Origin of the sequence: Vibrio sp. 1CM2L, from assembly GCF_023161695.1 — a bacterium.
In the GTDB taxonomy this organism is placed as follows: Bacteria; Pseudomonadota; Gammaproteobacteria; order Enterobacterales; family Vibrionaceae; genus Vibrio; species Vibrio coralliirubri.
The window spans coordinates 57,338-77,668 of sequence record NZ_JALNTT010000006.1; the positions used below are offsets into that span (position 1 = coordinate 57,338).

At 43.2% G+C, this 20,331-nt stretch carries 21 protein-coding genes; 17 read left to right on the forward strand and 4 right to left on the reverse strand.

The window, feature by feature from the left end:
- The first annotated feature begins 4 nt into the window (after nucleotides 1–4).
- From modA to modC, 3 genes are read left to right on the forward strand one after another with little or no spacing between them, the layout of a single operon-like run.
- Nucleotides 5–763, forward strand: coding sequence for a molybdate ABC transporter substrate-binding protein (gene modA, locus MSG34_RS18460; RefSeq protein WP_248338940.1), 759 nt, complete (start codon nucleotides 5–7; stop codon nucleotides 761–763).
- Nucleotides 764–1,462 carry a molybdate ABC transporter permease subunit gene (modB, locus tag MSG34_RS18465; protein WP_019822703.1) on the forward strand — a complete coding sequence of 233 codons (699 nt, stop codon included), beginning with the start codon at nucleotides 764–766 and terminating at the stop codon, nucleotides 1,460–1,462. It abuts the gene before it with no gap.
- Nucleotides 1,459–2,565 (forward strand): molybdenum ABC transporter ATP-binding protein ModC, encoded by a 1,107-nt coding sequence (gene modC / locus MSG34_RS18470; RefSeq protein WP_050650387.1) that lies wholly within the window; start codon nucleotides 1,459–1,461, stop codon nucleotides 2,563–2,565. The genes modB and modC overlap by 4 nt, the downstream gene beginning before the upstream one ends.
- Nucleotides 2,566–2,876: 311 nt before the next feature.
- Here modC and MSG34_RS18475 read toward each other — a convergent pair whose 3' ends face one another.
- Nucleotides 2,877–3,314: a DUF3069 domain-containing protein gene (locus MSG34_RS18475; RefSeq protein ID WP_017069091.1), complete on the reverse strand. Its 438-nt coding sequence runs from the start codon at nucleotides 3,312–3,314 to the stop codon at nucleotides 2,877–2,879.
- Nucleotides 3,315–3,445: 131 nt separating this feature from the next.
- On the opposite strand from MSG34_RS18475, the gene MSG34_RS18480 reads away from it, so the two are divergent.
- Complete coding sequence (locus MSG34_RS18480) at nucleotides 3,446–4,417, forward strand: diguanylate cyclase (RefSeq protein ID WP_170930167.1); 972 nt, start codon at nucleotides 3,446–3,448, stop codon at nucleotides 4,415–4,417.
- A 78-nt stretch (nucleotides 4,418–4,495) separates the two neighbouring features.
- Nucleotides 4,496–5,506, forward strand: a complete 1,011-nt coding sequence (locus tag MSG34_RS18485; RefSeq protein ID WP_248338943.1) for a Solitary outer membrane autotransporter beta-barrel domain — start codon at nucleotides 4,496–4,498, stop codon at nucleotides 5,504–5,506.
- Between the two features lie 145 nt (nucleotides 5,507–5,651).
- Here MSG34_RS18485 and MSG34_RS18490 read toward each other — a convergent pair whose 3' ends face one another.
- The gene (locus tag MSG34_RS18490; RefSeq protein ID WP_248338946.1) at nucleotides 5,652–6,893 is read right to left on the reverse strand and encodes a GGDEF domain-containing protein; all 1,242 of its coding nucleotides are present in this window, start codon (nucleotides 6,891–6,893) and stop codon (nucleotides 5,652–5,654) included.
- A 467-nt stretch (nucleotides 6,894–7,360) separates the two neighbouring features.
- Between MSG34_RS18490 and MSG34_RS18495 the strand changes: the two genes are divergently transcribed.
- The 10 genes from MSG34_RS18495 (at nucleotide 7,361) to MSG34_RS18540 (ending at nucleotide 15,981) form a co-directional block, all read left to right on the forward strand.
- Nucleotides 7,361–7,729, forward strand: a complete 369-nt coding sequence (locus MSG34_RS18495; protein ID WP_017060104.1) for a late competence development ComFB family protein — start codon at nucleotides 7,361–7,363, stop codon at nucleotides 7,727–7,729.
- Between the two features lie 39 nt (nucleotides 7,730–7,768).
- Nucleotides 7,769–8,050: an HlyU family transcriptional regulator gene (locus tag MSG34_RS18500; RefSeq protein ID WP_004731023.1), complete on the forward strand. Its 282-nt coding sequence runs from the start codon at nucleotides 7,769–7,771 to the stop codon at nucleotides 8,048–8,050.
- A gap of 300 nt (nucleotides 8,051–8,350) precedes the next feature.
- On the forward strand, nucleotides 8,351–9,898 hold the full coding sequence (gene pntA, locus MSG34_RS18505; protein WP_019822691.1) for a Re/Si-specific NAD(P)(+) transhydrogenase subunit alpha: 1,548 nt from the start codon (nucleotides 8,351–8,353) through the stop codon (nucleotides 9,896–9,898).
- A 10-nt stretch (nucleotides 9,899–9,908) separates the two neighbouring features.
- Nucleotides 9,909–11,306, forward strand: a complete 1,398-nt coding sequence (gene pntB / locus MSG34_RS18510; RefSeq protein ID WP_017064580.1) for a Re/Si-specific NAD(P)(+) transhydrogenase subunit beta — start codon at nucleotides 9,909–9,911, stop codon at nucleotides 11,304–11,306.
- A 79-nt stretch (nucleotides 11,307–11,385) separates the two neighbouring features.
- On the forward strand, nucleotides 11,386–11,550 hold the full coding sequence (locus tag MSG34_RS18515) for a hypothetical protein (RefSeq protein ID WP_248338948.1): 165 nt from the start codon (nucleotides 11,386–11,388) through the stop codon (nucleotides 11,548–11,550).
- A 44-nt stretch (nucleotides 11,551–11,594) separates the two neighbouring features.
- A complete protein-coding gene (gene vxrA / locus MSG34_RS18520) occupies nucleotides 11,595–13,067 on the forward strand; it encodes a sensor histidine kinase VxrA (RefSeq protein WP_048608294.1) in 1,473 nt (490 codons plus the stop codon).
- Nucleotides 13,042–13,701, forward strand: a complete 660-nt coding sequence (gene vxrB / locus MSG34_RS18525; RefSeq protein ID WP_017060099.1) for a response regulator transcription factor VxrB — start codon at nucleotides 13,042–13,044, stop codon at nucleotides 13,699–13,701. The genes vxrA and vxrB overlap by 26 nt, the downstream gene beginning before the upstream one ends.
- Nucleotides 13,701–14,588: a DUF2861 family protein gene (locus MSG34_RS18530; protein ID WP_050650390.1), complete on the forward strand. Its 888-nt coding sequence runs from the start codon at nucleotides 13,701–13,703 to the stop codon at nucleotides 14,586–14,588. The genes vxrB and MSG34_RS18530 overlap by 1 nt, the downstream gene beginning before the upstream one ends.
- 50 nt (nucleotides 14,589–14,638) lie before the next feature.
- Nucleotides 14,639–15,787, forward strand: a complete 1,149-nt coding sequence (locus tag MSG34_RS18535; RefSeq protein ID WP_019822683.1) for a conjugal transfer protein TraF — start codon at nucleotides 14,639–14,641, stop codon at nucleotides 15,785–15,787.
- Nucleotides 15,788–15,828: 41 nt separating this feature from the next.
- A complete protein-coding gene (locus MSG34_RS18540) occupies nucleotides 15,829–15,981 on the forward strand; it encodes a YoaH family protein (RefSeq protein ID WP_004731009.1) in 153 nt (50 codons plus the stop codon).
- Nucleotides 15,982–16,742: 761 nt separating this feature from the next.
- Here MSG34_RS18540 and MSG34_RS18545 read toward each other — a convergent pair.
- Together MSG34_RS18545 and MSG34_RS18550 are read right to left on the reverse strand one after the other, a co-directional pair.
- Nucleotides 16,743–18,011, reverse strand: coding sequence for a GGDEF domain-containing protein (locus MSG34_RS18545; protein ID WP_248338950.1), 1,269 nt, complete (start codon nucleotides 18,009–18,011; stop codon nucleotides 16,743–16,745).
- 1,138 nt (nucleotides 18,012–19,149) lie between these two features.
- On the reverse strand, nucleotides 19,150–19,422 hold the full coding sequence (locus tag MSG34_RS18550; protein WP_048613574.1) for a hypothetical protein: 273 nt from the start codon (nucleotides 19,420–19,422) through the stop codon (nucleotides 19,150–19,152).
- Between the two features lie 130 nt (nucleotides 19,423–19,552).
- Here MSG34_RS18550 and MSG34_RS18555 point away from each other — a divergent pair, with 130 nt between their 5' ends.
- The gene (locus tag MSG34_RS18555; protein WP_193840767.1) at nucleotides 19,553–19,714 is read left to right on the forward strand and encodes a hypothetical protein; all 162 of its coding nucleotides are present in this window, start codon (nucleotides 19,553–19,555) and stop codon (nucleotides 19,712–19,714) included.
- Nucleotides 19,715–19,730: 16 nt separating this feature from the next.
- A complete protein-coding gene (locus MSG34_RS18560) occupies nucleotides 19,731–20,327 on the forward strand; it encodes a hypothetical protein (protein WP_193840766.1) in 597 nt (198 codons plus the stop codon).
- The last annotated feature ends 4 nt before the right edge of the window (nucleotides 20,328–20,331 follow it).

The following is a 20,331-nucleotide window of genomic DNA, read 5'->3' on the forward strand; positions in this document are numbered from 1 at the left end:
AACAATGAAAAAGCGAGTCTTCCTTTTAACCATGGCCCTAACTTCGGCACTGACTTCTACTCATCTTTTTGCTGCCGAAAAGCTACGAGTTTACGCTGCATCGTCGATGACCAATGCGGTTAATTTGCTGGTTGAAGAGTTTGAGAAAGACCATTCTGTCGATGTGATTCCTGTGTATGCGAGTACGTCGTCTTTGGTGCGACAAATCGAAAGAGGAGCACCAGCAGACATTTTTATCTCGGCAAATGAAAAATGGATGACGCATTTAGTCGACCGTAAATTGGTTTCTAGTGACAATGTCACAAATTTATGTGAAAACGAACTGGTGCTGATTTCACATAAAGAGACATCGGTAACTTTAGACCTATCAAAAGGTGAGCAATGGACTAAACTTCTTACTAATGAAAGGCTTGCCGTGGGTAACACCATGTCGGTTCCTGCTGGTATCTATGCGAAAGAAGCGTTAGAAACGTTAGGTGTATGGGACGATGTAAAGACTCGATTAGCACCAAGCAACAATGTTCGTATGGCCTTAGCCTTAGTCGAGCGCAGTGAAGCTAAGCTTGGCATTGTCTACAAAACGGATGCGTTGCTTTCTAAAGAAGTTAACCTAGTGTCGACCTTCCCATCAGATCTGCATACACCAATACGTTACCCTGTAGCTAAGTTGAGTGATAAAGTCGTCGCAGAAGAGTTCTATACTTTCCTAAAGAGCGAAAAAGCGAAAGACACCTTGAACAGTTTTGGATTTGAAGTGCGTTAAATGATGTATTTATCGGAATACGAATACCAAGCCTTAATGCTGAGCTTAAAAGTCGCTGGGTTTGCCATCTTATGGCTTATCCCTATTGGCATTGGTCTAGCATGGCTGCTTGCTAAGAAGCAATTTGTAGGCAAAAGTATTGTAGAGAGCATTGTCCATTTACCCTTGGTACTTCCACCTGTGGTCATCGGCTATTTACTGTTAGTTATGATGGGCAGGCAAGGCATTATAGGCTCGTGGCTCAATGACGTGTTTGGTATTGTATTCAGCTTTAGCTGGAAGGGCGCGGCACTCGCTTGTGTGGTTGTGGCGCTGCCGCTGATGGTTCGCTCTATCCGACTGAGCCTAGAGACCGTAGACAGTAAGCTTGAAGAGGCGGCTGCAACATTGGGCGCTTCACCTCTTCGTGTGTTTTTCACGATCACTTTGCCCTTGATGATCCCAGGGATCATCACCGGCACCATGCTTTCATTCGCAAGAAGCTTAGGGGAGTTTGGCGCGACCATCAGCTTCGTTTCAAATATCCCCGGTGAAACTCAAACCATTCCTTTGGCTATGTATACCTTTATTGAAACCCCTGGTGCGGAAATGGAAGCGGCGCGTTTGTGTGTTATTTCTATTGTGATAGCGCTGGGTTCATTGATGCTATCCGAGTGGCTCAACAAAAAGTCAGCACAACGCTTGGGAGGCAATGCATGAGTGCTTTGATCCTCCAATATCAACAACAACTTGGTGAAACCTTCTTTGATATCGACTTGGAATTACCAAGTAGTGGCATTACGGCAATTTTTGGTCGTTCTGGTGCGGGTAAAACCTCACTTATCAATGCGATCAGTGGCCTCAAACAGCCCGATAAAGGTTTGATCAGCGTATCTGGCACGACACTGTTCGATAGTGAAAATGGCATTAATTTGCCGACTCACAAACGCAACGTCGGTTATGTGTTCCAAGAGTCGCGATTGTTTCCACACATGAAGGTGGCAGCGAACCTTAAATACGGCATGAAAAGCGTCGATAAAGCGCACTTTGAGCAAATTGTTTCGCTGCTGTCTTTGGGTTCATTGCTTGATCGCTATCCGGCTCGTTTGTCTGGCGGTGAGAAGCAACGTGTGGCGATTGGCCGCGCATTGTTGTCAAAGCCGAGCATTTTGTTGATGGATGAACCTTTAGCGTCTCTCGACTTGCCCCGTAAGCGCGAAGTGATGCCATTTCTGGAAAACTTATCCGAAACCGTCCAAATCCCGATCATCTATGTCACTCATAGCCTCAATGAAATTTTACGCTTGGCAAATCACCTTGTGATTATTGACCAAGGCAAAGTGATTTCATCGGGTGTGACGGAAGAGGTGTGGGCATCGAGAGCTATGCAACCTTGGCAATCTTTTTCAGAGCAAAGCTCGTTGTTTGAAGCGAAATTAGCTGAACACAATGACGATTATGCGCTGTCTCGCCTGATGTTAGGAAAGTCGACGTCGTTATGGGTTCAGAAAGTATCGAGTGAGCTTGGTACTACAGTGAGGCTACAAGTTAGGGCAAATGACGTCTCTATCACGCTAGAACAGCCGAAAGGGACTTCGATACGTAACATCCTTCCTGTCACCATTAAAAGCGTAGAGACGCACCAACAAGGCACAAATAAGCAGAGTGTCGCTGTCGAGCTAGAGTTAGAGTCCGGATGCTACCTATGGGCAACCATTACTTTGTGGGCGCTGGATGAATTGAATCTAGAAATCGGGCAGCGTGTTTACGCACAAATTAAAGGTGTGAGTGTCGCTCAAAGAGATATCGCGGTAACGCATTAACCTGAGAAGGTCAGCTTTTCGATATTGTCGCGATACTGCAGGTTCTAGATTCTGAAAATACGATCTTGATTCCATGAATGGAGACATGCGTCATTTTTATACGGTATAACTGCCAGTTTTGCGCCACACTGTATGAGTGTTAAAGCATATTATTTGTCGAATCATATGAACATTAGCAACAAGAACATACAGACGTAACGATCGAACTACAGAAAATAGCGGATATAAAAAAGCCGCGTGTTTAAAGCAACATGCGGCTTAATCTTAAGTATTACTGTTAGCGCTTAGCCTAGTTTTAGGCAACGAGCGACTTACTTAGTAAAAACTTCTTTGAAATCACGCTTCAAGATTGCATCACGACGAGCTTTCTTGATTTGTTTAACCATGTCTTTTACACAGTTGTGTAGAACTTGGTCTAGCAGTTGAGCACGATACTCTTCTTTTTCTTCGTCAGTCATGTCTTCTGGAAGTTTAAGAGTAGGGAACTCTTCCATCACGTTAACACCAGCGAAAGCTTGGCTAACTGAGATTAGAGCGTGGAACTGCTCGAAGTTGTCTAAAACATTTTGTGCGCTTGCTGGAAGGCTGTCCCAAGCTTCGCGTACTGCTTCTTCAGACACTTCGTGAATAGAAGTAACCATAAAGTGCATCTCTTTTGGCACGCCATCAAATTCGATAACTTGACGAAGTTCTGGTGAGATGGTGGTTAAATCGATTTCTTGTTGTTCGTTGTTTGTAGCGTCTGACATAGTATTTCTCTTTAAAAAGAAACAATGCTAAAAAGATCTGTAAAAAAGTCAATATAATATAGAGATTAGGGCATGATTTAAGCCCAAATTTGAGCTACTTTGAATATTCAACACTAGATAAAGGTGATGTGATGATAGAAAAGGGATCTTCGATGCGCATATTGCTGGTTGATGACGTTCAACTAGATAGGATGCAACTTGCTATCCGACTCAAGCAACTGGGTCATATTGTAGAAGCTGTCGGTAGCGGAAAAGAAGCCCTGAGTGTTTATTCTGATTTTGATCCTGAACTCGTGTTACTTGATATCAGCATGCCAGAGATGGATGGTTTTGAAGTCGCTAATGAGGTTCGAAGCCGATTCCCAGAATGGGTTCCCATCATCTTTCTTAGTGGTCACGAAGAACCTGAGATGATCGCGAAAGCGATTGACGCTGGTGGTGATGATTACCTGATCAAACCGGTAAACAAGGTCGTTTTAAATTCTAAGTTGATTGCGATGCAACGTATCGCGCACATGAGGCGAGAGCTAAAACAAAGCACAGCCAAACTCGAAGAACTGAACATCCTTCTGCAGCAACAAGCCAACGAAGATGGCCTGACCAAATTGTATAACCGTCGATATATGGATACTAAGCTTGAAGAGAGCATAGCGTGGCACGGAAGACGTAATATATCCATGACAGTCATACTTCTAGATGTAGACTTCTTTAAGCCTTACAACGATAATTATGGACATATTCAAGGGGATAAGTGCTTACAAGGGCTTGCTAATACCTTGAAACAGCTGTTTGTTCGTGCGGGAGAATTTGTCGGTCGATATGGCGGTGAAGAGTTTGTTCTGATTCTTAGCGATACAGACAGTGAAGGCGCTAAGGTACACGCAACACGAGTTAAAGAGGCATTGCATGAGATGAACTACGCTCATGACCACTCAACGGTATCGGATAGAGTGACAGCGTCACAAGGTGTGTTGTCATTTGTGCCAGAAGGTGGCGAATCTATTGCGTCTATTTACGAAAAGGTCGATCAAGCGCTTTATCAAGCGAAGCAAAGTGGTAGAAATACCTTTGTACAACGCAACATTTTGGAGCTTGCTCGTTAGTTGGCGAGCTCTTTTAGATATTTGAATTTATACTTCTAATAGCGTTTGAGCTAGGAAGTGCTTTAAGTGATAAAAGAAATGCCACATTCGAAGTCATTTTCTATGACTAACACATCTTGGACGCTTGCGGTTCCTCTATTTTTTACCGCTTTGCCGGCCACTGTTAATGCCAATACGCTATCTGATCTTGTTCGAAAGGATCTAGAGCAGAGCTTTGCCACCAGTGTATTGCTCAACGACACCGATGTTTTCACTTTTGGCATCAACAACTTTGATCCCAATAAAGTATTTAGTTTGGACAATGAAGACATCGGTTCGAATGATTCGGTGAGTCGTCGACAAAACATTACCTCCCTGAGTTTGCCTTACACATTTGAACTACCCAGTTACATTGAAGACAACCATCAAGAGGTGACGCTGCGCTTGTCTGCATTGCGGATCGAGAACGATGTCGAGTACGCGGCAGCAAATAAAAACGATTTTCAAAAAGAGTCGGTAGTGTCTGGCTACGTTGAATTCGCGAATGTGTCCCAGTTAGACGAATATTGGAGCTTCAGCTCTGCAATCGGTAACCACATCTCTTACTACCGCAATGATTATGAATATCGCGCTTCGTTGCTAAAGCCTATTCAAGACCAACTGGATGGCGTATATCTCAATACTGATGCTTGGGCTTACATCATCGAGCCTAAAATTAAGCTGATGTACGAAGATAAGAATGACTGGGGAAAGTATAAATTGAGCACCAGTTGGCATTACTTTAATGGCATCGGCTGGGGCGAGGCGAACAATGGCAATGTCGGCCATCCTGAAGGGTGGTATATCGCCAATGAAGCCAAGGTTTTCTATGATCTCGTTCGTTGGGATAAGAACATCACATCGATGTACTCGAGTATAAGACGAATTGATATTGGTGGTGACACGGTGGCCTCTATGGGTACCACATCTTACTACGAGGGCAGTGTTGGCTGGTTACTTAACCCAAACCTGTTTAATGAGTGGGTCGATAACGTGGGAATTGGTTTTACGATTAACTACGGAAGTAGCTTAAAAGGTGGCAGCTTGGTTATCTTCTTCAACCAAGATTAAGCTCTCTTTTTCCAGTTAAGCTAATACAGCCTCAACTAATTGAGGCTTGTTGTACTTGAAAGAGACAGTTATTGAAGCAGAGTGCTATTAACGTCTTAAGCTATTTAGATCTCTAGCACTCAATATCTTTCGCTATCAACCATTGTTAACGGTCAATACACAGCTTGTTTCGACCGGTTTCTTTCGCTTTATACAGCGCTTGGTCAGCAAGCTTCAACACCTCTTCAGGATGTCTGGTGGTTGTGCTATCGGAAAGTCCAATACTTACCGTCACATTCACTACTTCTGATGGTTTGCCGTTCTTGCCACGCTTTTTCATACCCACTTCATGATCGTCGGGGCGTTCATGGCTATTCCGAATCGTCATGTCGTAGTTTTGAACCTCGGAAATCAGAGCTTGAAGGTGCTCTTTAACTTGTTCCGAATGTTTGCCTTTGAAGATAATCGTGAACTCTTCTCCACCATAGCGATAAGCTTTAGCGCCGCCTGTGGTTTCCCTCAGAATACGCGCCACCAGTTTTAACACATCGTCGCCAATGTCATGTCCGTAGGTGTCGTTGAATTGCTTAAAGTGATCGATATCGACCATCGCCATCGAATACTTACGCCCCAAGTGCTTCATATCGACTTCTAAGGCGTGTCGACCGGGAATGTTAGTCAGTTGGTCGTTAAAGGCCATATCATGACTAGCAGACATCACATAGACGATGATCAGTGTGCCTGACAGCGAGAACATGGTGCTCGAGATGTACTGAATATCGAAGAAGATGAACGTACAAGAAGAAAGCAGGATAGCGCTATAAACCACAACATCGATAGAGCGGTTATACACCAACACGAGAATGGCAGTAAGGCCAAGTAAGCAAAGGCTATACAACACCAAAACAAAAGGCAGTTTGGAGAAGTCTCTGACAATAAACAGAAGACCTTCACTCCATGATTCAAAACCGCCGGCATGGAAGTGAGAGACGATCAATTGCGCCCACACCATAAACAGAACGAGAACGATGGCGTAGAGCAGCATCGACTTTGAGTTTACGCCGTTATCAGGGAAGGCATAAACAAGTAAGCAAGTGACAGGTACTAATGCCGCAAGTAACGAGAGCTCTAATAGCGTTGTGCCAGTATTGAGAGGCGTTTGTAAGCGAACTTGGATGATCAGATAAGCGACAAGCATGGTCACCGATACCATCGCCATTCGACCTTGTCTGAATGTGTGGCATAGCAGAACCGCAACGCTCAATAAAATGTAAGGGAGGTTGTTAGCAAACCCTAAATTTGAGTCCGTCACGAGGATGACGTTGTCCATACCAACGAACAAAATTGTTAACAGGACTAAAGGGAAGCAAAATCGAAACATGCTCGACGTTACAAAAGATGATGCCATTTATGTGGTGAGCCTAACTATATTGATGATCTTATTATTTAATACTATGCGTAGGATACGGTTAAACAAGCGATTGCCAAGCTTTTTGCCTAAATTAGAGCAAAAACATAGTCATAGGTCGCTATTGGTGCAATCATTTTTATATGTATTTGAGTTGCTATTAACCTTAGAACGAACTACACAGTATATATGAGAAATTAATTAGTCGTTATAGATACTTAACAAAATCTGCTCTTACGTTGGCGCTGTCACTTAAAGGGCTTGATGATCAGTTATCATTGAGTGACCTTTTCATTAAGCGACGAAGATCTGTAATGAAGTCAGAGTAAGATTAAATAACGCCTAAGTTTCAACTATGGACAGTAAAACCTATAACTGAGTTATAGAAAGCTATTAGGAATTGCATGGTTTCAAGTGACTTTAGAAACGACTGCGACTAGAAAAACCGCTACAAATGGAGGTGTGGTATGCAAATTAGTGTTGATGTACATAACTATATGGAAACTCTGGTAGGTCATGTATTGGCTACCGAGGAATATGTGTCTAGTTATACCAACGAACAGCTGGCCGATCTCGCGTGCTTGGCTTTGGGTCAGCTAAAACCTATCTATATTCGTTTTGATATCGATTTTCTGTCAGCATTGCCAGAAGACAAATTGGTGCTCTATAAACGCAATAGTGAGATCGCGGTCAAAAATGCAGAAAGTATGATTATTGACGATCGAAGACGCGAACGTGACGACAATGTGCCTGTTATATTTAGTCAACACAATTTTGATGATGACGTAGAATTACAATGGTATGAAAAGCCGTTGTTGAACCGTAAACAGTCATGATAGTTTAGGGTGAATACGGTCATTTAAGGAGTAAAAAACGTGGGATTCTTTTCTAGATTATTTGGTGGCAAAGAAAAAACCGAACAAAAAGTAGAGATTGAGCCAGTCGAATATAAGGGTTTCAATATCTATCAAGATGCCATTGCAGAATCTGGTCAATACCGTGTTGCTGGGCGAATCGAGAAAGAATTCGATGGTGAAATCAAAACTCACCGTTTTATTCGTTCAGATGTTGTTTCAAACAAACAAGATGCCGATGAATTGATGCTCAAAAAATCGCAGATGTTCATCGACCAAATGGGCGACAATATATTTAGCTAACCAATTAGGGTTAGAATTGATGTTGGTCATAATTTAGAGAGCTTTCAGTGTATATGCTGAAAGCTCTTTTTAGTTTTAGGGACAAAGAACAGCTAGTAGGTTGTTATTAAAAGGATTATTTGCAAGTGGTTTGACCTCTTCGTTCGAGACGGTCGTCATTTCTTCAAATGAAGCGCTCAAATTCCATCCAAATCGTTATAAGTAATAACTTTTCCTGTTCTTTGAACAAAACGCTTGAAGTATTAGTTGTCGTTAGATACAAACGAATAAGTCATTCGTGCCAATAGTCAAGGAATAGCTATGCAAATTGGTGTACCAAGAGAAACGCTCGCAGGTGAAACGCGAGTCGCTGCTTCACCGAAATCGGTAGAACAGCTTCTAAAATTAGGATTTGAAGTTTGTGTTGAATCACAAGCAGGTGCGTTAGCAAGTTTTGAAGATGCAGCTTATGAACAAGCTGGAGCAAAAGTTGTCACCGCAGATGAAGCTTGGAAATCCGATATTATCTTTAAAGTTAACGCTCCGATCGTTGACGAGTCTAAAAATGAAATCGATCTTCTTAAAGATGGCGCAACATTGGTCAGCTTTATTTGGCCTGCTCAAAATCCAGAATTAATGGAACAATTGTCCAGTCGTAACATCAACGTGATGGCGATGGATTCTGTACCACGAATTTCAAGAGCTCAGGCGTTAGATGCATTGAGTTCTATGGCAAACATCGCGGGTTACCGTGCTGTTGTTGAAGCGGCGCATGAATTTGGTCGATTCTTCACGGGTCAGATTACGGCAGCGGGTAAAGTTCCACCAGCAAAAGTACTGGTTGCTGGTGCAGGTGTTGCTGGTCTAGCAGCAATTGGCGCTGCGGGTAGCTTAGGGGCGATCGTTCGTTCATTCGATGTTCGTCCTGAAGTTAAAGAACAAGTTGAGTCGATGGGCGCTGAATTCTTGGAAGTGGATTTCAAGGAAGATACCAGTGCTGGTGACGGCTACGCAAAAGAGATGTCTGAAGCATTCAATAAGAAAGCTGAAGAACTTTATGCAGCTCAGGCAAAAGACGTCGATATCATCATTACGACGGCCCTGATTCCAGGTCGCCCGGCTCCTAAGCTGATTACCAAAGAGATGGTAGACAGTATGAGTGCAGGTAGTGTGATTGTAGACCTTGCGGCGGCCAATGGCGGTAACTGTGAATACACGGTTGCGGATCAAGTCATTACAACGGCTAATGGCGTGAAGGTGGTTGGTTACACTGATATGGTTGGTCGACTGCCGACTCAATCATCTCAACTGTATGCAACGAACCTAGTTAACCTTCTGAAACTGCTTTGCAAAGAGAAAGATGGCAACATCAATATCGACTTTGAAGATGTTGTTCTGCGTGGTGTTACTGTCGTTAAAGAGGGTGAGGTCACTTGGCCAGCTCCACCAATTCAAGTTTCAGCTCAACCACAACAAGCTAAGCCAAAAGCGGCTAAACCAGAGCCTAAAGTTGAAGAACCCGTTTCTCCAATTAAGAAAGCGGCGGGTATGGCGGTAGCTGTTGGTGCATTCGCTTGGGTAGCTTCGGTTGCTCCTGCTGCGTTCTTATCTCACTTTACCGTTTTTGTTCTCGCTTGTGTGGTGGGTTATTACGTAGTTTGGAATGTAAGCCATTCTCTGCATACACCTTTGATGTCCGTGACTAACGCGATTTCAGGCATCATTGTAGTAGGTGCACTGTTACAGATCGGACAAGGAAGTGGCGTCGTCACGTTCTTATCATTTATTGCCGTATTAATTGCAAGTATCAATATCTTTGGTGGCTTTACAGTGACCAAACGTATGCTTGAAATGTTCCGTAAAGACTAAGGAGTAACAGATGTCTGAAGGATTAGTACAAGCAGCTTATATTGTTGCTGCTGTATTCTTTATTATGAGCTTGGCTGGGTTATCGAAACAGGAATCTGCGCGTGCAGGTAACTATTACGGTATCACGGGTATGGCAATCGCGTTGATCGCAACGATCTTTGGCCCTCACTCTGCAGGTATAGTGTGGATCATCATTGCTATGGTGATCGGTGGTGGTATTGGTATCCACTACGCAAGAAAAGTAGAAATGACTGAAATGCCTGAGCTGGTGGCGATTCTGCACAGCTTCGTAGGTATGGCGGCGGTACTTGTAGGTTATAACAGCTACATCGATCCACCTGCTGCTGTTTCTATCAACCCTGCAGATATTCATGCAGAGCACGTGATCCACCTAGTGGAAGTGTTCCTTGGCGTGTTTATCGGTGCGGTGACGTTCACGGGTTCTATTGTTGCGTTTGGTAAGCTTCGCGGCGTGATCTCTTCGTCTGCATTGAACATCCCTCATAAGCACAAGTGGAATCTAGCGGCTATCGTAGTTTCTACACTATTGATGATCATGTTCGTTAAAGCGGACGGCAGCATGTTCGCGCTAATGGTGATGACGCTTATCGCATTCGCATTCGGTTACCATTTAGTGGCATCGATTGGCGGCGCAGATATGCCAGTAGTTGTCTCTATGCTTAACTCGTACTCTGGTTGGGCAGCAGCAGCGGCAGGTTTCATGCTTGCAAACGATCTGCTTATCGTAACTGGTGCATTGGTTGGTTCGTCAGGTGCGATTCTGTCTTACATCATGTGTAAGGCGATGAACCGCTCTTTCATCAGCGTAATTGCTGGTGGATTCGGCCAAGAAGTGGTTGTCTCTGATGGCGATGAAGAGCAGGGTGAACACCGCGAAACATCAGCTGAAGATGTGGCTGATATGCTGAAAAACTCAAAGTCAGTAATCATCACTCCTGGGTACGGCATGGCAGTAGCTCAAGCTCAATACCCAGTGCATGAAATCACTGAGAAACTACGAGCGCAGGGTATTAATGTTCGATTTGGTATCCACCCAGTAGCGGGTAGATTACCGGGTCACATGAACGTACTGCTTGCTGAAGCTAAAGTGCCTTACGATATCGTTCTGGAAATGGACGAAATCAACGATGACTTCGATGAGACAGATACTGTATTGGTAATTGGTGCGAATGACACCGTAAACCCTGCAGCACTTGAAGATCCAAACAGCCCAATTGCTGGTATGCCAGTACTTGAAGTTTGGAATGCTCAGAATGTTATCGTATTCAAACGTTCGATGAACACAGGTTACGCCGGTGTGCAAAACCCACTGTTCTTCAAAGAGAACACGCAGATGCTGTTCGGCGATGCTAAAAAGAGCTGTCTAAGCATCTTAGAGCATCTATAGAGATCACCTCTAAGCAATCTGTAATAACTCGATAAGGAGCTCATTTGAGCTCCTTTTTTTATCTTACGAAAGCGACTCTATGTCTGAGATCAGTTGCTACGAAGTAAACGAAGCTGATGCAAAACTTGTCGCAATTGAGGTTGGGCTGGTCAATCAGTCTACTAGTACGTCTGTACAGTATGGCCGTAATATATCGGACTTTATCTCTGTAACTCGCCATTCTCACTGTTTTTCATGCGGTTAAAAATTTATCTTTGATAGCGAATGGTATATATTTGGTTGATCTATATGAATTTGCGTTGGTTTGTGATCATCAAAAGAACATTTACTCTTCTTATCGCTACGTTGTCTGTGTCTGCAAACGCATTTGCTGACTCTTTACCTGAGCGTATCGATAATTTCACCAAACTCTTTGATCATGAAACGGCAATCGAATCTTACGATATTCGAGTGCTACAGGCTGATTATCCAACACGTTTGATCATGCCGTCTTCTATGCTGCCACAAACAGCAGAGTATCCATTAAAAGACATCCAGCGCTTATACCAGTTATCAAAAACCTGTAGCGGCAAACTGCCATTAAGCCCGTTGATTACTGAGCCTTTAGTTTTTACTCGTGCAATGTGTAAAGGGACCAAGCTTTCTGACCGTTGGTTTAGCCGCAGTGGTTTAATTCACCCTGGTGGTGGTTCTTATGCTGCACGATACGTTGAGAAGTACCCAGAAAAGTTCGACTCTCTGAAGCGCTTCATGCATATTCAAGAGCGACCAAATACCGAACATGACGAACTGCTGTCTCGCTTGCAACAAATGGATAGCGAAGCCATCACCGCGCTGCTTGCTGGTGCGAGTATGTTTGTTGAGCTCGATGAAATGTGGGTAAAACGCGGCGACAGATATTACCTGTATAAAGAGTCAGTCTGGAACGAAAACGCCACGCTTGCTGGGTTATCGTTTAGCTTGTCTTCAGAAGGCAATAGCTGTTTTGTTCAGCGTGGTAACGTGTGTTGGGAAATAGAAGATCATTCAGAGCTTCTGCAAGTCGCCATGTTTATCTTGGTGATTGCCAACATCATGCTTGTCTTAGGTTGGGCGATTTACCGCTGGAACAGTAAGAAACAAGAAATGAAGAGTCGCATGCTGGTTCTTCAAATCCTAACGCACGAATTAAGAACGCCGATTGCGAGTTTGTCATTGACGGTGGAAGGGTTCAGACGTGAGTTCGAACACTTACCAGAATCGGTATATGATGAGTTCCGTAGGCTGTGTGAAGATACGCGTCGTTTAAGGCAGTTGGCGGAAGCAAGTAAAGATTACCTTCAATCAGACAACCAACCGCTCGCAACAGAGTGGGTGCCAAGTGTTGAAGAGTGGCTCCAATACAAAGTTGAAGAAGACTTTGCGCCGGGGATTGAACTCCGTGTAAACAAAGATATAGCTGCAAAAGTGAACGTATATTGGTTAGGAACGTGTATCGATAACCTAATCAGAAATGCCGTGAAATACGGTGTGGCTCCAGTAATTCTAGAACTGAATACTTCTGACAAGAAGCTGACATTCAAAGTTATAGATAATGGAGACTTGTCTCGCAAAGATTGGGGGCAACTAAGAAAGCCATTCGTAAGTAAGAGTGGACTCGGTTTAGGTCTGACGATAGTGGAATCTATGGTCGGAAAAATGGGCGGTCACATGACGCTTATCGGCCCCCCAACAACATTTATTTTGGAGATACCTTGTGAAACAGACATTGCTTCTCGTTGAAGATGATAAAAATTTAGCTGACGGTTTATTAGTTAGCCTTGAGCAAGCTGGATATGAATGTTTGCATGCAGAACTGATCTCTGAAGTTGAAGGCTACTGGGAACAAGCGGATCTAGTGATTCTAGACCGTCAACTTCCTGATGGCGACTCAGTAGATTCACTTCCAGGTTGGAAGAAAAAGAAAGATATCCCAGTTATTTTGCTTACGGCTCTCGTGACAGTCAAAGACAAAGTAGCGGGCCTAGATTCAGGTGCAAACGACTACTTAACAAAGCCATTCGCAGAGGCTGAGCTATTTGCTCGAATTCGTGCTCAACTTCGCCTGCCAGATTCTGAAGAACAAGATGCATCAAAAGTTATCGCTCAGAATCTTGTTATCGATAAAGCGACACGTGAAGTGTTTTTCAATGAACAGGAAGTAACGTTAACGCGCACTGAATTTGACCTTCTATTGTTCTTGGCAAGTAACCTTGGACGTGTGTTTACACGTGATGAACTGCTTGACCATGTATGGGGTTACAACCATTTCCCAACAACACGTACGGTAGACACACACGTTCTGCAACTAAGACAGAAACTGCCGGGGCTAGAAATTGAAACGCTGCGTGGCGTTGGTTACAAGATGAAAGCGTAATGAGAATAGCCTTACTTCCACTATTAATGTTTTCTTGCGTAGCGAATACCGCGCAAGCAACGGATTGGTTCAAGAGTAGCGATGCTCTGACTCAAGTTCATAAACATCTGCTAGATAATGATTTACCTCAGATGTTTGATTCATTAGTGGAAGTTTGGCAAATCAACTCTTCTCAATCACGAGAAGATCACCTCAATGAACTGTTCGATCAAGCATTGAACAAAGATTGTGGTAAAACGCTCACCAGAAAAACACTCCCAGATTGGATCAGTTCCGTAGTCGTCAAAAGACACATCATTCAAAGCCCTGGCCGAGATACCTTTCGTGTATCGATTAATGTCGAATCCGAAAACAACATTCAAGACATTACCTTCGAGAAGTGGGTCGATAAGATCGTTTCTTCGGACAGTGAGTTAACCAAAGACAGTGAAGTGGTAAACAATGCATCGGTGAGTCTATACCGCAAGCGTTACAATTTAGCCTCTCAACTTGAATCCGGTTTATATCGTTTAAGCGTAAAAGATGATGGCGGAAAGTCTTGGAGCACTTGGATTGTTTTGGGTGAAGTTGCCATGCGTCAACAAGTTCGCTGGGCATCAAAAGACACGTGGCGAATCGATAAAAAAGAACTACTCAATCCTTATTGTCCACTTCCTAAGCTCGAAATCGGTTTGTACGATTACGTTGATGAACACTATGAACAGGTGTGGGGCAAGAGCTACGAATCTGATTATCCAATGAACCTCACTGGCGAAGAACTTCCCAATGATCGCTATGTTTTGGCGGTTTCAATGGTACATTCACGCTGGCAAGGTGACATAGCGATAGAACAAGCACAAACTATCAGTAAAACTTATGATATTTCTAGCGAAGAAGAGTTAAAGTAATTTAAAATTGTGCCGTTAACTATGTAAGGGATCTAACAAAGATAAACGGCATGAAAAAAACTACAAAACTACTCGCAGCGTCAATTGCATTCGCCAGTCTTCCTCTTTCAGCAGCAAACTACGCCATTGAAGCGCGTGGTGATGCGATGGGTGGTGTTGGTGTTGTTTCAGCAAATTTCCTAACAGCTCCATTCTATAACCCAGCACTTGTTGCGATTTATCGTCGTAATGATGACATGGGAATGATCACGCCAAGTTTCGGCGGTACCTATAATGACCCTAACGACATGAAATCGAATATCGATAGTGTCGTTGATGCGTCAAACACCGCAGACTTAGATGCAGCGCTTAACAAACTTGATGGAAACCAAGCTAATGTAGAATTGGGTGGTGTTGTCGCGTTTGCTCTTCCTAATCAGTTTGTCGCGGCAAACCTTTTCGCTAAAGCTTATACAGAATCCTTTGCGACTCCTAATGTTTACACGACAGGTTCAGATGAAGACAAAGTAGAACTGTCTACTGTTGAAGCTGTTTCAATCGGTGTAGCAGAAGTTGGCCTTTCTCTAGCAAAATACCAAACCTTTATGGGGCAACACATCTCTTTTGGTATCACACCTAAGATCCAACGTATTTACACGTATAACTATGTTGCGTCGGTTAATGATTACGATTTGTCTGACGTTAGAGAAAACAGCGATGGCGACACTGCGTTCAACATGGATGCCGGTGCACTTTGGTTTTTCGGCCCGTTCCGAGTGGGTGTTGCAGCAACTAACTTGATCTCTAGAGACATCGAAACCAAAGACACGACAAGAACACTTACCAGCAGCACAAGTAGTGCGACACACCAAGTTGGTGGTAAATACACTTACCAACTAGAGCCGGTATACACAGTGGGTGCAGGCATCGTTTCTGATTACTTTACGTTGAGTGTTGATTACGACCTAAACGAGACAGAGAAGTTTACTTCGTTCGAAGACAACGAACAGATGATTCGTGTTGGTACAGAAGTCGACCTGTTACGTCAGCTTAAGCTAAGGGGAGGGTATTACAAGAACCTGGCTTACTCTGATTCAGAAGGCACAGTGACAGCTGGTATTGGTATCTCGCCATTGAACTTGTTTCAGCTAGATCTAAGTGCGAACTACACAAACGAAAATGCAATGGGTGCATCAATCAATTTCCTTGCTAGTTACTAACAGTCCTTATATAGTTCTGCTCCTAAATAAAGGAGCAGAACATGCTAAACGACTTACCAACCCTTTCTCACGAAGAACAACAGAAAGCTGTTGAACGAATTCAAGAAATGATGACCCAAGGCATCAGCACAGCACAAGCTATCAAAATCGTTGCTGAGCAAATTCGTGAAGAAATGAGTAATAAAGAAGAGTAGGGCATCAGCCCTTCTTTTTTAACTCCTTAGTGCACTATAACTAAATATATTACCCTCCAGTATATTATATCGTACATACCTAATCTTTAGTTACCCTAAATCCCGACCTATCCAAAATTCTTAAATACTTTTTATTCAATAAGTTACGTCAGAGTAATTAACTTTTCAGGCTTTCCTTGTCCTTGAGTTGTAATTAAATTACAGCAAGATCTGAAAGTAAAACAATCGCCGTTTTAGGTGTCAGGATTTATGTCACCACGTCTAAGTGACTAAATATATGCCGTTTTTTACGACTAGTGACGTTGTGACTTGTGTTTTGAACGGACGAGAATCCATGAATGTTCAGAAGCAGACAAATGAGGATTTCATCGAAGAACAGGGCCAGACAAGCCACAGCGGTAATGTCCAAAACCGATACCGCGAATGACTTACCACCGCTTAGAGCAAGCTTCGTTAGTACATATGTGCTTTACAGAACAAATATTTAGGTAGCTTACGAGGCGTAAAGGAGTTGTGTTGAAGTCGATAAAGGAACGACACGTATCAATTTGAGAATGCTAATGATGGCGGTATTACGGATAGTGTGTGTGCGAATCGATTAGAAATCTGATGAGAGAGCAAAGCTTATGGACTTGTTTAGTCAGCCGTTAAAAGTGTAATTGCTGACAAAATAGAGAGTAGATATCGACAGGGTATTGATGCGTGTTGATTGAGTATTAGCAGAGAGTTGAATGTGTACCTGCAGTCCAGTCTAGCGAGCCTTAATAAAACGTAACGACTTGGTTTCGTCCGTTATCTTTAGCTTGGTAGAGTGCCTTGTCTGCACGCTTAATAGCTGAACGAATCGATTCATTCTGTGTGAGTTGAGTAAAACCAACGGATGCGGTGATGTGAAGCCCTTTGGGCCAAGTGGTTTCGTCCATTGAAGAGGAGAGTTGAGCAATAGTTTCGTTACACTGTAGCGTTGTTTGTTCTATGCAAACTAACAAGAACTCCTCGCCGCCCCAACGATACAATAAGTATTGCTCACCAAGGTTGTCGATCACCGTTGAGACAAACAGAATAAGAACTTGATCACCGGTTTCATGACCGTATTGGTCGTTGACCTGCTTAAAATGGTCCAAATCAAACAGAGCAATGTGAATTGTCTTTCCTTGTTGTGCGAGGCGTTCAAAATCGTAAAAGGTATCTAACGCTTCGGTTCTGTTACGACAGCCAGTTAGAGGGTCGGTAGTCGCCTTTATCTTTAACTCTTCGATTTCTTGGGCTAACAAGCGCTGTTGGTTTACTGAAAACATTCTCGCTCGTCTAGCTACGTATGACGCCCCACAGACATAGCAGACCGCGTAGATTACCCATAAGCTAATCAAGAGCTTCCATAACATAACCTTGTCCATTATCTTACCATGGAAAACGATGCTCTCGACCGTGAGAGTATGGTGGCCATCGAGCGTGCTAGCTCCCAGCCCCAATTCAACTGAAACAGCGTTAGTAATATCGACTCCGCTGTTGGTTATCGGGTGGTTGTAGTAGTCAATCCACCATAAAGGGACATTGAAGTAGTCTAAATCGATGTGTTTCCTATCCGGGAATGAGAAATCTAAGCGATTGAACTTGTTAGAAATAGGGTCGCCTTGGACGCTGTAGTTTGCGTCGTGGTTACGTATGTAGAATCGAAACCTTGGATCCTCTTGACCTTCATATTCCATATTGATGGTGACAGAATCAAATGTGGAGAGATCTAAGCCTTTACCTTCAGTCGAAAGAACAAATTCAACCTCACAGAAAGGTGAACTATAGGTGCGATTAAAGTCACACTGTAACTCGATTTTGTCCTTTGACTTGTATAATGACCCTATGGTGCCGCCATCATGGTCTCTATCTGTGTTTACGCGTGTAGGGTATCTGTCTGGTGTGATGATGTAGTTCTTATCCATAATGGTATGGAAAGAGATCAGCGACAGCACGGTAATTGCCAGGCAAAAAACAGAGAAGAAGATGTTGAGTTGTCTGAATGCTTTGTCGCTCATAATATATTTCGTACGTAAACCTGTAACATTATGCGTGATGGAGTATGCAGGCGCAACTAGGGATTCGATTTTGGATTGAGTTTGGCTAGTATCGTTTGGTTAACAAGCCAGATACAGTCGTTCTTCACCAAATAATACGCGTCCAGCGATCGATATATGCCTAAATAGCGTTGTTTTTGTTCGGTATTTATACGAAAGGTGACGTTTTTAAGGGGTTAATAATTTAACTGTGTAAATGCACAGTTATTGTTTGGGTTCTTTATTTTGTGTTCCATAGGACCAAGCTTTACCTGTACAGCTAGCTACAGTGTCACTTTATTTGTTGACTACATGTGTCGATAAACCATTAAACGCTTTATAAGCTTTCTAATCTCAGGCGGTAACACCATTGCGACTTTAAAAGCGGGCATATCAGCTAGAGAAAGCAAGAAAATCAAAACAAAGAACAATGGGTTTCAAGCTACTCTTAAGTTTATTGCTAAAGCTTATCTAAATTCAATTGAACGCAATTTCAAGGTAAACCGTGATTATGGATCTCCCAAGTATCGGTGTTGTGTATCAGCAATAAGTGTAATGAATCTATACAAACATGTTTGCGGCAGCTTGGCATGGTGTTTCAAACAACATAGGACAAGCATTGCCGTTTAATAATCTCGCTAAACACAAAGTACTAACGCTAGAGAGTCGTTAGGAAGGTTTGACAAATCTGTGTGCGAATTTACGTAAAAGACCAACTTTATTAGTTGATGGATTTAAACGAAAGCTCAGCATGTGCAGTTGATAGGAAACATTGGTCGCGTGTGTGAAATCTGAAAAAGAAACAACAGCAATGCTCACAAGAATCATACACAACGCGGCGGTCCGTTAGTGCAAACAAAGAAGTGGCAAGATAAGTTTAACCAGACGGACAAAGTTTCTCGTCAATTAGATTTGCTGAATCAAGATTGAATTGTGTAGACGCTGGCCGTACATATAATTATTAGATTTCAAATGCGCTAAAAAAACTCTGAACGGCGCAAGAAGCGTGAGAGTAAGTTGAAACAAGGGTTTTAAGGACAAACGATGAGAATACTACCTTTAGAATTAACTATACTTAACTGCGTATTATGTACGTGGGGGTAAAGGAACGAGCCCCCATTTAGTCGGGGCCGTTTTCCTCTAACACTCTAATAACTCTCTCATTTTTCTGTTTGTTAGGCAGAAGGCCAAACACCACATTCTGATCCGTTTCGCCTAACATATCACCGATCTCGAACGCGACGTCCCAATCCATGCCAGAGATGCCTCTTCGCCAATTGTAGAGCCGTTTGTCACTTACTTTGAGTTTTCTTGCTAATTGATACTCTGAAGGTAGGTGATACTTGGCTTTTACTCTATCTAAAAGTGCATTTGTATAGTTAATAGCGTGCATATAATTTCCCGTCCTTTGAAGCGATTAAAAGATAGAATCCTCCGAATTACCATCCCTGACAGGCATTTCCAGTAGGTAAAAATTCGGATAGGGTGAACTTGATCGGGGTAGATATACGCTAGAAGGACGTATGAAAAATCATGAACCAGACGTGGATGAAACACTAAATGCTGCAGAGCAAGCCGTCAAAAATGGCAAGCTGAGATCGAGTGTCAGATTGTTGATTGTCTCACTGAGACAGATCTTAGAACGCCAAAAATTGGCGGTCAAAAACCGTAGCAAGGGAGCTTAATAGGCTTTGATTTGTTATGAACCAACTTTGCCCAAAGAAAACCTCTCAACGTAAACGAAGTGCCCGTCCTCTAGCGGCGCTGAATCGTGGCCGTTGGATTAAACTGCTCGATAACCCATCTCAATACGATTATTTGTTGTCGCCATCTGGCAAGTCCACACAACGCCAATATCTAACTGATGTCGCGCGCGTCATGGATTACCTTGTCAGCGAACTGGAGTTTCGAACCAGTAAAGTCGGTGTGGTGACCGCGAATGGTTTCTTATTGCGTACATGGGCGAATGTCGCGAGGGGAACCGGATTACCTGAATGGCGCGTTAAACAATGCGCGAAGTATGCAAAAGATCGAGGGTGGATCACGTCGAAACAGCCTCGCGAAAACATTAATGGGGATTGGTACGGACTGGCGTCGATAAAGCGTATAACAGACAAATATTTCCGCGATATTGGTTTGAACTTGGCGTATTTGAACGCGAAACAAGCCGCGACCAAAAACCTTAAGAAACTATCGGCCTCAACCGGTGTTCACCTTCGTTATTTACTCACACCCATCACTTTACTACGTAAGTTTGCCCGTCGTGCGACTCAAACTAACGCAGTTACTTTCCCTTAAAGTA